Source organism: Nocardia sp. NPDC056000 (assembly GCF_042269265.1).
Lineage (GTDB): Bacteria > Actinomycetota > Actinomycetes > Mycobacteriales > Mycobacteriaceae > Nocardia.
In genome coordinates this window covers 38,548-52,254 of record NZ_JBHJXS010000015.1, presented here as the reverse complement: position 1 = coordinate 52,254, position 13,707 = coordinate 38,548, and the positions used below count along the sequence as shown (strand labels likewise).

Genomic DNA, 13,707 nt, shown 5'->3' with positions numbered 1-13,707 from the left:
GTTCCCGGCTACGCGCCCAGCGCCGCCAGAATGTCCGGGCGCGCACCGGTCAACTGGTCTTGCCAATAGCCCCACGAATGCGTGCCCTTGGTCGGCAGGCTGTAGTGCGCGCCGATGCCGAGCTCGTTCATCCGCGACATGAACGACACCGTGTTCAACATCGAGAGCGCCTCCAGCGCCACCGCGTTCAAGGTGTTGAACGCGCCGTTCTCCGGATCATCGTGCGCGCCCAGCACACCCCAGGACGCCGAGATGTACATGGGCAGACCGCGCAGCTGCGGAGCGAATACGAACGGATCCATGCGCAACCACTGTGGACTCCACGGCAATGCCATCGAATCCACATTGAAGCGACCGGCATCGAGCATGGCGAGCCGGATGGCCTCGCGCATACCCGGGGCGGAGATGTTCAGGTAGCCGGAGAACGAGGAGGCGTGCTTGAACATATCGCGGTGGTAGGCCGCCAGCGCCAGCGCCGCGGAACCGCCCATGGAGAGTCCGGCGATCGCGTTCTTGGTGCGGGACACCCCCATCGGCTCCAGGAACGCGGGCAGCTCCTCGGTCAGGAAGGTCTCCCACTTATAGGTGAACTTCTGGCCGTTGGTGCTCGAGGGCGCGCGCCAGTCGGTGTAGAAGCTGGACCGGCCGCCTACCGGCATCACCAGGTTGATGTTGTCGTCGGCGAACAGTTGCAACGCGTTGGTCTCGAATGTCCAGGCGTTGAAGTCATCTCGCGCGCGCAACCCGTCCAGCAGGTACAGCGCCGCATCACCGCCGTTCTTGGCCCACTGCACCTGCACCTTCACCGGGCCCATGCTGGAGGGCACCATGAATTCCTCGAAGCGCGGGCGCGGCGGGGGTTCGGGCGCGGGCTCGGCGGCGGGCGCGCCGGGTGGGGCGGGCTCGGCCACCGGTGCGGGCGTCGCGCCCGTCTCACCAACGGGTTCGACTGTGCCATCGGGTGATTGGCGCAGCGAACCCACGGGCGCGGCCTGCGCCGTCCCGGCGATGCCGGGCAGCCCCGACATGCCCGGCAGCACGGCAACGCCCGGCAGGGCGGTGACGGCCAGGGCGGCCGCCAGCACCCGCCGACGCCAATTGTGCGCGCGCCCGGCAGCCGAGGTGCGCTGGGCCGAAACAGTTTTCCGAACCGAATCTGGGCATGACGCACCCGTTACTGCCATCAGAATGTGCTCCTGAACCGCAAAGGGGGAACGACACCAAACGTGACCGGCGTCACGGACAGGTCAGCACTTTACCGGTGCGAACCGGTCAATCGGCGGGTATCTCGGTCAGCTGGCGTGTATTTCGGCCTTTCCGTCGCGAAACTCGATGAATCCGTGCTGGAAATTCTGCCGCACGCCATTTGAAATAGGACTTTCATCGCTAATCGGAAATCCGAGTGCCCCAGTCGGTCCGGCGGCTCCCTCGTACGCGCCACCGATCATTCCGCCCACCGCATGCGCCCCACCCGCTTGCGACCAGAACACCCGGCCGCCCTTGAAATCCTGGGCCGCACCGCTCGCCACCGCGAACTCCGGCGTAACACACTCACCCAGCCACGATTTCGCCAGTGCCACAGGCAGAATCGCGCCGTCCGACGCACACTCCGGTTTGGCGGCCTCCACCCCCAGCGCGGCCGCCGCCTGCGGCCAGGACTGCCGCATCTCGAAATCCCAGTATGGCCACGAATGTGTGCCGGACGGACGGTAATTCACCTGCACCGGAATGCTCAGCTTGTTCAGTTTGGCCACGAACTGGGTCGAGGAGATTCGGGCCAGCAGCTCCAGCGCCGTACCGGTGAAGGTGGTGCTCACTCCCGGAATACCGGGGGGAATACCGCCGACACCCACCAGACCACTGCCGCTGGAGACGTACAGACTCACGCCTTTGAGATGCTCGGCCAGCGCGTACGGATCATGCGTGCCCCATTCGGCATCGGTGATCGGTCCCCACATGGCGTCGGAGTCGTAACCGTCCGCATCCCGCATGGAATACCGAATCGCCTGCGGCATACCGAGAGTAGTGGTGGTCAGCAGGCCGGAATACGACGCCGCGAAACGCGCGAAATCGGGATTGCGGCCGATCAGCGTCATGGCCGCGCTACCACCCATGGACAGTCCCGCCATACCGCGCACACTGCTGCCGCGCCAATCCTTCTCCAGCAGCGGTGGTAGTTCCCTGATGAGAAAGGTTTCCCACCTGTAGTTCTTGCCATTGTCCGGCCGGCGCCAGTCGGTGTAATAGCTGGACCCGCCGCCGACCGGCAGTGCCACTGTGACATTCTTGTCGGCATAGAAACCCTGCGCTCCCGCGTCCTTGGTCCAGCCGCTCTCACCATCTTCCGCACGCAGCCCGTCGAGTAGGTACAGGACCGGAAATCTGTTGCCCGGCGTGATATTCCAATCCCGCGCCAGCAGCAGCTGGACCTGTATCCGAGTACCCATCGCGGGAGAATCCACCCATAGCGCGACCCTGCGGTCGCTGAGCCACTGCACATTTCGAATCGCGGGAACGGTAAGCTTCGGCGCCACAACCGGATCAGCGCCGGCCGACCCCCCTGGCAGCAGGACCGTTGTGGCCACGATCAGCGCCGAAACCCCCGCGCGCCCGCGTCTCCACCTACTACCGCCCGCCACACCTGTCACAGTAGGTTTCTACCGCGCCGAGCCGATTCGTGGGAACCTTCCCGATCAGCACGGGATCAAATGCCCAGCGCGGCGCGGTTTTTCGAGTGCGTGTCAGCGCGCGAGCTGTTCCAGCACCCACCCCGCCGTATGAACGCTGGACCGCAGGGCGGAATGCCCGACGGGCGCCGCACCCGGGAACCGATCTTCATAGAAATCCATGGTCACGCCCGGTTCGATGATGATGGAACAGGTTTCGGGCGGCGTCGCGAATTCGTCATGACGGGACGCGAGCACCGAATAGCGGACACCGGGCTGTGCGATCGGGCCGTCGAAGATCGCGTGATAGACCGGCGACTGCGGTGTGAGTTGCACGGCGAGTGCGAGTTCCGGTGAGAGTTCGGTCAATCCAGCGGCCAGGAAGGGCATCTCGCGCAGTGCCCTACCGGGCGTGATCGGCGGATTCTCGATACCCAGCGGTGCCAGCAATCCGGCGCCGTCACAGTCGCGCGCCTCGGGTGCGAGCAATACCGCATGCGCCACCTGGGGCGCCCCGCGCAGTACCTTCAGGAAGTAGTTCGCCACCACGGTGCCAACCGAATGCGCGACGAGGTCGACACGCTCGGCGCCGGTGCGCTCGCGCACCCGGGCGATGAAATCGGCGGTCTGCCGAGCGCCGGTGGGAATATCACCTGCCCAGCGCTTCTCGTTCACCACGCCGCCCTGGAATATCAGTGTGCAGTAGCCGGCGGCACGCAGCGCCGTCACCACGGTGGCCCAGTCCGCGGCGGTGTCACCGGTGCTGCCGTCACCGCCCGGCAGCACAACGACCGGATTCGGCCGCCGCTCGGTGGGGTGGCAGTCGATCTCCGGTTCGACCACGGTCCCGGCGAAGGGCTGCGCCACCGGTTCGTTGGGCCCCGGTGCGGCAGCGGCGGATCCAGCGGACGCGAGCAATATCGCGGTGATACACGCGACCGACCTCATCCTCATACGCGGCAGTGCCTTTCCGGAGCTCCGTCGACTTCGCGGGAGGGTGGGCCGCCCGGCGGCCATCGCACCGTTGTATCCGATCGGGGAGGCGTGAGCGGAGCGACACGCGATGCCCGACCAAGATCGTTCCGTTTCGTCCGCCTTGTGGCATTGCGCACGAATCTCTTTAACTACGAACGCGATTGAGCGAGACTCCTGACATGCGGGGAATCATTCTCGCGGGGGGCACTGGATCTCGACTGCATCCGATCACCCGTGGCACGAGCAAACAGCTTCTACCGGTCTACGACAAACCGACGATCTACTATCCGCTGTCCACCCTGATGCTGGCCGGGATCCGCGAGATCCTCATCATCACGACCGTCGAGGACAGGTCCGCCTTCGTTCGGCTGCTCGGCGACGGGTCGCAACTCGGAATCTCCATCACGTACACGGTCCAACCCGAACCCAATGGTCTCGCACAGGCTTTCGTGCTCGGGGCGGAGCACATCGGGGACGGCCACATCGCATTGATCCTCGGGGACAATATCCTGCACGGCCCGGGTCTCGGCACCAGTTTGCGCCGGTTCGCCGATATCGACGGCGCGGCGGTCTTCGCCTATCAGGTGGCGAATCCACAGGATTACGGCGTCGTCGAGTTCATCGGGAGCCGAGCGGTTTCCATCGAGGAGAAGCCGGTCTCGCCGCGTTCGGACTTCGCGGTGCCCGGCATCTATTTCTACGATAACGATGTGGTCGAGATCGCGCGCGGGCTGCGACCCTCCAAGCGCGGCGAATACGAGATCACCGATGTGAACCGCAACTATCTCGAACTTGGGAAGCTACAGGTCGAGGTGTTGCGTCGCGGAACCACCTGGCTCGATACCGGCACGTTCGGCTCGCTGCTGGACGCTTCGAATTACGTGCACACCATCGAACAGCGACAGGGGCTCAAGGTCGGTGCGCCCGAAGAGGTTTCCTGGCAACAGGGCTACATCGACGACGAACAGCTGCGCACACTGGCCAAACCGCTGCTGAAGTCCGGGTATGGCCGCTATCTGCTCGGATTGCTGGGGGAAACGGAACGATGACCTTGTATGCACGCGAATTGAGCGTCTCGGGCGCTTGGGAATTCACGCCATCGGCCTTCGCCGACGATCGCGGATTGTTCCTCGAGGCGTACCGGTCCTCGGACCTCGAGAAGGCCGTGGGGCATCCGTTCGACCTCGCGCAGATCAACTGCTCGGTCTCGAACGCGGGTGTACTGCGCGGGATTCACTACACCGAGAATCCGCCAGGACAGGCCAAATACGCGACCTGTGTGCGCGGAGCCATGCTCGATGTGGTGGTGGATCTGCGTCCCGATTCACCCACCTATCGGCAGTGGGACAGCGTCTTGCTCGACGATGTGGATCGTCGGGCGGTGTACCTCGGAGCGGGTATGGGTCACGCCATTCTCTCGCTGGAGGACAACTCCACGGTCGTATATCTGTGCTCACGCGAATACGATCCGCGCCTGGAGCGCGAAATCGACGCGCTGGACCCGGGTTTGGCCATCGAGTGGCCCACAGTCGGGCGCGATGGCCGGCCGTTGACGCTGGTTCGGTCCCCCAAGGACGCCGCCGCCGCCGGTATAGAGTCGCTGCCATGAAGGTCGCGGTGCTCACCTATGGCTCACGGGGCGATTTCCAGCCGCATCTGGCCGTAGCCGCGGAATTGCGAACGCGCGGACACGATGTCGTGGTCGCGGCGAATACGAACAATATCGCGGCGGTGCATGGCGCCGGTATCGACGCGGTGCGGATACCGGTCGACATTCGGGCTTTTCTCGGTTCGCCGGCAGCGCAGCGCTTCCTGTACGCCAATGGGATTCTGGATCTCCCTGGCAAACTGCGATTTGCCCGCAAGATCGCCCGCCTCGACGCGAGCCGCGGCGGCTATGTGGATGACGCGCTGATCACGGCGTGCGCGGGCGCGGATATCGTGGTTACCGGACCGCTGACCTTCGCGCGCGCCCTGACCGTCGTCGAGGCGTCCGGCCAGCCGTTGGTCGGCTGCCTGCCCTATCCGCTCGAGGGCTCGAGCGAGTTCTCCTCCCCCAATATCGCTGGTCGCCCGCTACCGACACCGCTGCTTCGCAGCGCGTCGCACACCGTGTTCGAACAGGTCTACCTGCGGACCAACCGCGCCAGTTTGCGACGCACCCGGCGCAAACTCGGGCTCTCGGAAACCGTCCCGAATCCGTTCGCGCGCCTGCGTGAACAGCAGATCCCCATGGAGCTGCTGGTGAGTCCCGTACTGTTCCCCAAACCGCGGGATTGGCCGGAGCGCTGCACGATCGGCGGCACCCCGGTACTGTCGCCCGACCAGCGCGCGGCGTGGGGCGAACAGGCCATCGACCCCGAACTCGACGCCTGGCTCGCGGCGGGCGAGGCCCCGATCTTCTTCAGTCTCGGCAGTCTTCCGGTAGAGGATCCGGCAGCGCACCTCGCCATGGTCACCGAGGTGACCGGCAGGTTGGGCGCCAGAGCGCTGATAGCGGCGGGATACACGCGTTTCCCGCTCGGGCCGCACGCGCAGGGCCGCGTCCTGGTGAGTGGTCCGATGGACTATGACCGGGTGCTGCCGCGCTGCCGCGCGGCCGTGCACGCCGGCGGCCCCGGCACCACCCACGATGTGGCGCGCGCGGGCATACCGGCGGTGGTGACCCCGGTCTTCGGTGACCAGATCCTTTGGGGCTGGCGGGTTTCCGCGACTGGTCTGGGCCTGGATCTCCCATACCGCACCCTGACCCGGCAGCGGCTGACCGAGGCGCTGCGGCAGGTGACCGCTCCCGAGATGGGTGCGCGCGCGGCGGCGGCGGCGAAGGCCATCGCGCTGGAAAACGGTGCGCGACACATGTGCGACACGATCGAGCGGCGTGCCGCCAGGGGATGAGAGTCCGTAGACAATGAGCGTTTCCGATTCCGAACGGCTGACCACGCTCGTCTCGCCGCGGGTACGGCGACCATTGAGCGCCTATGAGCATGGCTTCTCGGTCATTCACGAGATGTCTCCGCTCAATGTGACGGCGTGGGCACGCGTACACGGCCGAGTGCCCGAGAAACTGCTGACCATGGCCGCGGCGCGGGCTGTCGCCGCGCATCCCCTGCTACGAGTGCGTGTCGCGCCGGGCAACGGTACGGGCCGGTGGTTCGAGCCTGTCGCGGATCCGGTGCTGCCGATTCGCATCGTTCGGGCGAACCCCGGTAGCGCCGACGCCGCGGCTGATGAAATCGATTCCGTGGAGCTGACGACACCCATCGATCAGCGCACCGCGCCACTGGTACGCATGGTGGACGTGATCCATGCGGAGGGGACATCCGACGAGGCCCACGATCTGATTCTGACCGGTGCGCATCTGATCGTCGACGCGACCGCGCTGATCGCACTCTTGCGCGAGATCATCACCACCGCAGCGGGATTCCGCGATGACACCGAACATCCGGCGCTGCCGTCCCCGTACGATCTGGTTCCGTCGCGGGCGCGCGGACTCGGGCGCACCGCCGCGATCATGCTGGCGGATCAGATCGTCGGCGCGATCCAGCGCCCGACGCGACTTCCGGTGGACGACTGGACACCGATCCGAGAGCGCCGGACCCGGCTGCTCCGCCGCACCATCGACGGTGAACGAATCCCCGCGCTGCTGGCCGCCTGCCGCAGGGAGCGGACGACGGTGCACGGCGCGCTGACCGCGGCCCTTGCCGGTGCGGTGGGCACCGACCTGCCGGGCCGCACCGGGCGGGTGACCATCGGGTCGGCGGTGAATCTGCGCACCGATCTGCGGCCCGCGATCGGTGCCGGTGAGCTCGGATCGTATGTCACCGATCTGCCCGGTCATATCGCCTTCGGTCCGAATTCCGACTTCTGGGAATCGGCTCGCGCCGCGACCCGAAATATTAAGCGGCGCAGATCTTTCGGTCAGCATCTCAGCACGCTCGCCGCGGCCCGGATACTCTTCCCACCGCGCTGGGAGAAAGCGAATCGGCGTGTGGTCACCCTGCTCGATCGGCAGGGTCCGTTCGGTGTCGGACTGTCGAATCTGGGTCCGGTCGAATTCCCGGACCGGGTCGGCGCGTGGCAGGTGTCGGACGCGCAATTCACCGCGAGCATCCCCACCGGTCGTATCGGCTGTTCGGTAACCACCGGAAGGGATGCCCTGTATTGGAATTTCGGTTATGTCGAGGGTTTGATCGCCACCGAGCGAGCGGAGCGACTCGCGGACGAAGCGGTGACGGCGCTGCTCGCCGCAAGTGAGTTCTGAGCGATCAATTCGGGTAGCGCGGCACTCAACGCGGTGCGCCAATGCCGCAGTGGCGCCATACCGGCCACCTGCCAACGGTCGTGGCCGAGCACGCTGTAGGACGGCCGCGGCGCCGGATCATTGCGGTCCGCGGTCCGTATGGGCCGGACCCGATCGGGATCGGCCCCCACCGCGCGGAACGTCTCACGCGCGAGTTCCCACCAGGTCGCCTCACCCGCATTGGTGCCGTGGTAGATACCGGCCGGGGCCCGGTCGTAGTCGATCTCGATGATGCGGTCCGCCAGGTCCGCGGACCAGGTCGGCTGTCCCACTTGGTCTTCCACGACTTCGATGGTGTCGCGGGTTCGTTCCAGTGTCAGCATGGTGTCGATGAAATTGCGGCCGTGCAGGCCGTACACCCAGGCCGTCCGGATGATGTAACCGGTGCGTGGCAAAACCTCCAGCACCGCTCGCTCGCCGAGCAGTTTCGTTCTGCCGTAGGCGTTCACCGGTCCGGTCGGATCGTATTCGCCATATGGTTCGTTCGCCTGGCCGCCGAAGACGTAATCGGTCGAGATGTGAACGAGTTTGGCATTCACGGTCGCGCAGGCGGCGGCCAGACCCCGCACCGCGTGGGCGTTGAGGATCAACGCCTCCGGCTCGTGCGCTTCGGCGGTATTGGCATTGGTCCACGCGGCGCAATTGATCACGATGTCGCACTCGAGCGCGTGCAGGGCCTCGGCCACCGCATCGCCGTCGAGAATGTCCAGTGCGGCCCGGTCCAGCGCGATGATCTCCAGATCCGGGCGTGCGCGCGAGCGCTCCCGTAGTTCTCGCCCCAAAAGGCCACCCGCACCGGTGATCAGCCAGCGCTGTCCGGTGTTCGCCTTGATTTTCTCCATGACTTCCTCCCCCGGTCCGCGCGCATCGGGGCGCGCGGAACCCCTACGGTTACTGCGTGTTTTTCAGGCGGGTCAACGTCATCGGCAACCCTTCGGACGGACCGCCCGGGAATCGGAAGCGCCAGGACATGTCATAGGTGTCCGGCATGCGCCATTCGTAGGTGCGCAACATCGCATCGATGATGGTGAAGACCTTCATGGTTCCCAGGTCCATACCGATGCACTTGTGATGTCCGGTGCCGAACGGCACCCACGACGCCCGGTGCGCACGGTCCTCCCGGCGCGGTTCGGCGAATCGCTCCGGATCGAAAGTCTTTGGCTGCGACCAATATTCGGGCAGCAGACCATTGAGCCCGGTGCAGACGCTCACCAATTGACCGGCGGGAATGAACTGCCCCTGGAGCTCGGTGTCCTTCACAGTGCGCCGCAACTGCGTCGGAGTGGCGGGCAGCAGCCGCATGCTCTCCTTGATCACCAGGTCCAGCACGTCCAGCCCGCGCATGGCGGTGGCGTCCAGCGGCTTGTCACCGCGTGCGAGCGACTGTTCGCGGGCCCGCTGCTGCCATTCGGGGTACAGACCCAGGAAGTAGATCGTCGCAATGGCGGTGTAGACCGTGGTGTCGCCGGAGGCCAGCAGCGTCAGGATCATGTGATCGGCGAGTTCGGCGGGGGTGAGACCCTCGCCCTTCTCGTCGGTGGTGCGGCACACGATCGAGAAGAAGTCCTCGCCGTTGCGAGCGCGCGCCGCCGGTACGGCAGCGGCGAGGTACTCCTGCAACCACTTTCGCGCCCGCAGGCCCCGATGCCACGGGGTGCCCGGCACCGGGAAGCGCACCGAGGTCATGATGGCCATCTCGCAGGCCTCGATGGCATCCATGATCTTCTTGCCGTCGCGCTGATACGGCTCGGCGAGGAAGACCTCGGTGGAGGCGGCCATGGAGAGCTTGCGGATCGCGGGCATCAACTCGATGACCCGGTCGGTCGGCCAGGCGGCGACGGTGCGTTCGATGGCCGCCGCCGAGGGCCCCTGATAGCTGTCGAGCACCGGCTGGGTATAGGCGCTCTGGATCATGCGCCGGTGGCGCCGGTGCTCATCGCCGTCGCGCATCACCAGGCCACCCTCGAACCAGGGTCCGATATAACCCCATCCGCTGGCGTAGGCCTTGTCCTTGTTGGTGAGCACCGCCTGCACCGCGTCCGAGCCGGCCACGGACAGGAATTTCAGGCCGATGCCGTAGAACCAGGCGATATCGCCGTGGCGGCGATGCAGTTCGTACTGGAAGGCCACGCCGTACTGCATGTAGTCGAGCATCATGCCGACGAACGGCAGACCCCGGTCACCCTGTACGGAATTCAGCCCGCTGCCCTCGGGGGCGGCGGCCAGCGGTCCCGGGCGCAGCGGCCGGCGGGCGAGCAGCTTGTCAACCCGGCGGCCGGTGGGCGCCCCGAGAATGCGGACTTGCGCTGCCGCCGAACCGGATTCGCGAACCTTACTGTCCATGTTCAAGCCAACTTCCTGGTGCCGCGATGGTTCAGCGGCGGTCGTCGAGGAATTGCAGAATGTGCCCGAAGACGTCGAGCGCGGCGCCCTTGCCGATAAAGGCGTCGAAGTGCCCGTAGCCGGGCACCTCCACATAGCGCACGTCCAGCTGCGGCTCGCGGGCCGAAAGCACCTCGTGGCACAGCTTGTTGGAGTCGCGCCAGAATTCGTTCTTGCTGCCGGACAACAGCAGCACGGGGCAGTCGATGCGGCTCGCCTGATCCAGGGCGTTCTCCGGCAGTACGGCGAATCGATCGTCGGCGTCATGCCAGCGCACCATGGTCTGGGCGAGTTCGACCCGGCGCAGGTGCGGAATGATCCACAGCGGAATCGGGCCCACCAGATCGGCCAGCCGGTCGTGGGTGCGCGGATCGATATTGTCGTGGTGGAACAGGGCGCCGCCCATTCCCCAATTGCCCTGCAGCATGCGGCATGTCGGATCCGGGCAGTCCGAGCGGCGGGACATGGCCCCGAACAGCGGCGTGTACTTCGACCAGAGTCCGACCTTACGGAAGTCGGTCGGTACATGATCGAAACGCGAGCGCAGCAGCTCACCGCCGAGGGCCACCCGCAGCCGGGACAGCCCGCTCATACGAGGTGTCAGGAAGACGCCCTGCGCCACCACGCCCGCCAGGCCCGGGAGCAATCCGGCGGTCATGCTCATGGAGAGCGTGAGCGCGCCGATGCAGTGCGCGACCACGTAGAGGGACTGTGCGCCGATGCGACCGCGAATGAACTCGACCGCGCCCGGAATGTCATAGACCGCGACCTCGTCGTAGGTGAAACGCGCGCCGGTCTCGTTGTAGGGCAGGCGGCAGCTGCCGCGCCAATCCAGCAGCCACGGTTCATATCCCGCGTCCAGCAGCACCTCGACCATATTGCGGATACCGGGTGCGAGGAACATGTCCGAGGAGGCGGTGTGCCCGTGCAACAGCAGTACCGCGGGCCGCGGCCGGTCGTCGGTGGTGACGCGCCGCAGGTGGAGATCGGTGCCGTCGGCGACGCGCAGCGGAATCTCTTCCACCATGGCTTCGAAGACCGGCTTGTGCAACGGAACCAGATTCATCAGGACAGCTCCTTCAGAGTCGCGCCGCGGCGCAGATCGAGCAGTTCGGCCGCGGCCCGCAACATGGGCTGCAGTGCGCCGCGGCCCACTTCGGCCCCGAACCAGGCGAGCCAGATCAATTTGGCGGTGCGCTGTTGTCGTTCCGGCAGTTCGGAATTCACCCGGAGACCGTCGATCTGGTCGCGCATGTAGGTGTCGGTGGGCACGACGACCTCACCGGTGAGGGTCTCGGCGGCGCCGTCGGGACCGATGCGCACGGACAGCGCGCGCACCTGCCGCCACACATCGCGTCGGGCGCGGGCGGTCTTCTCCCCTTCCAGCCACCAGGTTCCGCCGTCGGCATCGCGCAGGCGCAGCCGGTACGTCATGAGCGGATGACTCAGGCCGGTGCGGCGCGGGACGCCCTGCTGCGGGCGGATCCACAGATCGCCCCGTTCGACGACGAGCGGCTCCGCGTGAACAGCGGCACACGCCAAAGTGCCGGACACATCCACGCGGCGCTCGGTGAGCAGCTGGTACATGCTGGTGATGGACAGCGTCAGGTCCAGTTCGCAGGATTCGGTGACCGAATCGCCCGGCGCACCGACGAATCCGCGCATGGTCTCGGAGAACCACAGGTAGGGCGCGTCCTCACGCTGCGGTAGTCGAGCGACGCCGCTCTCGGCCATGAGCTCGAACGCGCGCTGCTGTGCCTGCGCGCCGTAGCGGACGGCCTCGGGCAATTTATGCGCGCGCACGAAGGCGAAGGTGCGGTCGCAGCGGGCGGGCGGGGCGGTCAGTGAGGCCACGATCAGATCGCTGGCGCCCGGCGACTGGAGCATCCAGCCCAGGAAGTCCAGCTCCGGAATCGGCTCGGAGACAATGCGATGCATTGCCTGCTCTCGCCAGTCCTGCCAGTCCTGGACCCGAACGTTCATACCGGACAGGTTCATTTCCCGCAGGACGTCGTCCATCATGTTCGGGATGCCGGTGAGGTTGTAGTTGAAGCCCCAGGCGCTGGGTTCGCCCACGATCGCGGCGCTGACCCGGCTCACCCAATCCACCGGCGCGACATTGAAACAGCGGAAGGCCGGCACCGTGCGGAATCGAGAGATGGCCGCGAGCATGGCGCTGCTGAGGTCCTGCGCATTGTGCGCCCCGGTCTCGCGATGGCCGCCGATACCGCCGGGCCGCAGGAAGGTGACCACCAGGCCGTGTTCGCGAGCCCGGCGCAGCGCCGCCTCGGCGGCCCATTTGGTCTTGTCGTAACCGGCGCCCAGCTTGTCGATATGGGCGACCGCGTCGTCCTCGCCCATCGAGGCGATGCCGATCTCGTTGAAGACCGCGATCGACGAAACATGGTGCAGCGGTTTGATCCGGCCGGTGACGGCGAGTTCGGCCAGGGTGAGCGCGCTGAGCACATTGCTCTGCCGCAACGAGGAGTAACCGCGCAGGAAGTCGACGGCGGCGGCGACACTGACGATCGAATCCGTTTCCAGCGCAAGCGAATTCCACTGTTCATCGCTGAGTCCCAGGCGCGGGCTGCGAATATCGCCGGGCAGCACGGTGATTCGCCGTCGCACCTCCGCCGACCAGGGCAGGCTGAAGCCGCGCAGCGCGTCGGCGAGTCGCCGCGCCCCGGCTTCCTCGTCCTCGCCGCGTACCAGGCAGACGACATGCGCTTCGCTGTGCCGCAAGAGATCCAGCAGCATATGACTGCCCAGGAAGCCGGTCGCACCGGTGAGCAGAATTCGCTTGGGCGCGGTCTGCGGCGGTGGGCCGACGAACGGCAGACGATCGGCGAGTGCGACATCGGCGAGAATCTGGGCGAGGGTTTCGTCCTCGTCCGCGGTGACACCGACGGTATGCGCCGCGAGGGCATCGGGCACTTGGACCGCGAGCGCGGTCCCCGAGGTTCGCCCGTGCGCGCGCAGCCATCGACGGGCCAACTGGCTCGGCCGGGCATCGGCGAAGACATCGTCCAGCGCCAGTTCCACACCGTGTTCGCGGGCCAGTTCGGCGACCAATCGCACCGCGGCGACGGAAGTGGCCCCGCTGTCGAAGAAGTCGGTGTCGACATCGATGACGACATCGGGCGCGACCCTGGCGGCGATGGCGGCGATCGCCGCCGCCAAACCCTCGACATCCCACTGCCCCGACCCGGTGGGCGCGGTGACGACATCGTCCGGCGTCACCGACGCAGCCGTACTCGTACCGCGCGCACCCGCGAGCAGTGCGGCCACGTTCAATCCGCCACCGCCACGTTCGATCGATTCGGCCTCATCGCGCCGATCGATACCCGGGTTTCCCACGGCGGCGTCCCCGTTCCGTTCTCCCAC

Annotated in this window: 11 protein-coding genes; 4 read left to right on the top strand and 7 right to left on the bottom strand. The window is 66.4% G+C overall.

Annotated features, from left to right (window positions below; all coding sequences use genetic code 11):
• Nucleotides 1–8: 8 nt before the first annotated feature.
• The 3 genes from ACFC4D_RS37015 to ACFC4D_RS37005 form a co-directional block, all read right to left on the bottom strand.
• Entirely contained in the window at nucleotides 9–1,184 is a 1,176-nt protein-coding gene (locus tag ACFC4D_RS37015; RefSeq protein WP_376070478.1) for an alpha/beta hydrolase, read from the bottom strand.
• 108 nt (nucleotides 1,185–1,292) lie between these two features.
• The gene (locus ACFC4D_RS37010; protein WP_376070475.1) at nucleotides 1,293–2,447 is read right to left on the bottom strand and encodes an alpha/beta hydrolase-fold protein; all 1,155 of its coding nucleotides are present in this window, start codon (nucleotides 2,445–2,447) and stop codon (nucleotides 1,293–1,295) included.
• Between the two features lie 294 nt (nucleotides 2,448–2,741).
• Nucleotides 2,742–3,614, bottom strand: a complete 873-nt coding sequence (locus tag ACFC4D_RS37005) for a lipase family alpha/beta hydrolase (protein WP_376070472.1) — start codon at nucleotides 3,612–3,614, stop codon at nucleotides 2,742–2,744.
• Between the two features lie 206 nt (nucleotides 3,615–3,820).
• Here ACFC4D_RS37005 and rfbA point away from each other — a divergent pair, with 206 nt between their 5' ends.
• From rfbA to ACFC4D_RS36985, 4 genes are read left to right on the top strand one after another with little or no spacing between them, the layout of a single operon-like run.
• The gene (gene rfbA / locus ACFC4D_RS37000; RefSeq protein ID WP_376070469.1) at nucleotides 3,821–4,690 is read left to right on the top strand and encodes a glucose-1-phosphate thymidylyltransferase RfbA; all 870 of its coding nucleotides are present in this window, start codon (nucleotides 3,821–3,823) and stop codon (nucleotides 4,688–4,690) included.
• Complete coding sequence (locus tag ACFC4D_RS36995) at nucleotides 4,687–5,250, top strand: dTDP-4-dehydrorhamnose 3,5-epimerase family protein (protein ID WP_376070466.1); 564 nt, start codon at nucleotides 4,687–4,689, stop codon at nucleotides 5,248–5,250. The genes rfbA and ACFC4D_RS36995 overlap by 4 nt, the downstream gene beginning before the upstream one ends.
• Nucleotides 5,247–6,536: a glycosyltransferase gene (locus ACFC4D_RS36990; protein WP_376070463.1), complete on the top strand. Its 1,290-nt coding sequence runs from the start codon at nucleotides 5,247–5,249 to the stop codon at nucleotides 6,534–6,536. Before ACFC4D_RS36995 ends, ACFC4D_RS36990 begins: the two co-directional genes overlap by 4 nt.
• A 13-nt stretch (nucleotides 6,537–6,549) precedes the next feature.
• A complete protein-coding gene (locus tag ACFC4D_RS36985) occupies nucleotides 6,550–7,902 on the top strand; it encodes a hypothetical protein (protein WP_376070461.1) in 1,353 nt (450 codons plus the stop codon).
• Here ACFC4D_RS36985 and rfbD read toward each other — a convergent pair.
• From rfbD to ACFC4D_RS36965, 4 genes are read right to left on the bottom strand one after another with little or no spacing between them, the layout of a single operon-like run.
• Nucleotides 7,815–8,783, bottom strand: coding sequence for a dTDP-4-dehydrorhamnose reductase (gene rfbD, locus ACFC4D_RS36980; RefSeq protein WP_376070459.1), 969 nt, complete (start codon nucleotides 8,781–8,783; stop codon nucleotides 7,815–7,817). The genes ACFC4D_RS36985 and rfbD overlap by 88 nt on opposite strands.
• 49 nt (nucleotides 8,784–8,832) lie before the next feature.
• The gene (locus ACFC4D_RS36975; protein ID WP_376070457.1) at nucleotides 8,833–10,284 is read right to left on the bottom strand and encodes a cytochrome P450; all 1,452 of its coding nucleotides are present in this window, start codon (nucleotides 10,282–10,284) and stop codon (nucleotides 8,833–8,835) included.
• Between the two features lie 31 nt (nucleotides 10,285–10,315).
• The gene (locus ACFC4D_RS36970; protein WP_376070454.1) at nucleotides 10,316–11,389 is read right to left on the bottom strand and encodes an alpha/beta hydrolase; all 1,074 of its coding nucleotides are present in this window, start codon (nucleotides 11,387–11,389) and stop codon (nucleotides 10,316–10,318) included.
• Nucleotides 11,389–13,707: a thioester reductase domain-containing protein gene (locus ACFC4D_RS36965; RefSeq protein WP_376070452.1), complete on the bottom strand. Its 2,319-nt coding sequence runs from the start codon at nucleotides 13,705–13,707 to the stop codon at nucleotides 11,389–11,391. Before ACFC4D_RS36965 ends, ACFC4D_RS36970 begins: the two co-directional genes overlap by 1 nt.

Coding starts and splice junctions, on each gene's coding strand:
- ACFC4D_RS37015 (WP_376070478.1), bottom strand. CDS start 1,184: ATGGCAGTAACGGGTGCGTCATGCCCAGATTCGGTTCGGAAAACTGTT.
- ACFC4D_RS37010 (WP_376070475.1), bottom strand. CDS start 2,447: ATGGGTACTCGGATACAGGTCCAGCTGCTGCTGGCGCGGGATTGGAAT.
- ACFC4D_RS37005 (WP_376070472.1), bottom strand. CDS start 3,614: ATGAGGTCGGTCGCGTGTATCACCGCGATATTGCTCGCGTCCGCTGGA.
- rfbA (WP_376070469.1), top strand. CDS start 3,821: ATGCGGGGAATCATTCTCGCGGGGGGCACTGGATCTCGACTGCATCCG.
- ACFC4D_RS36995 (WP_376070466.1), top strand. CDS start 4,687: ATGACCTTGTATGCACGCGAATTGAGCGTCTCGGGCGCTTGGGAATTC.
- ACFC4D_RS36990 (WP_376070463.1), top strand. CDS start 5,247: ATGAAGGTCGCGGTGCTCACCTATGGCTCACGGGGCGATTTCCAGCCG.
- ACFC4D_RS36985 (WP_376070461.1), top strand. CDS start 6,550: ATGAGCGTTTCCGATTCCGAACGGCTGACCACGCTCGTCTCGCCGCGG.
- rfbD (WP_376070459.1), bottom strand. CDS start 8,783: ATGGAGAAAATCAAGGCGAACACCGGACAGCGCTGGCTGATCACCGGT.
- ACFC4D_RS36975 (WP_376070457.1), bottom strand. CDS start 10,284: ATGGACAGTAAGGTTCGCGAATCCGGTTCGGCGGCAGCGCAAGTCCGC.
- ACFC4D_RS36970 (WP_376070454.1), bottom strand. CDS start 11,389: ATGAATCTGGTTCCGTTGCACAAGCCGGTCTTCGAAGCCATGGTGGAA.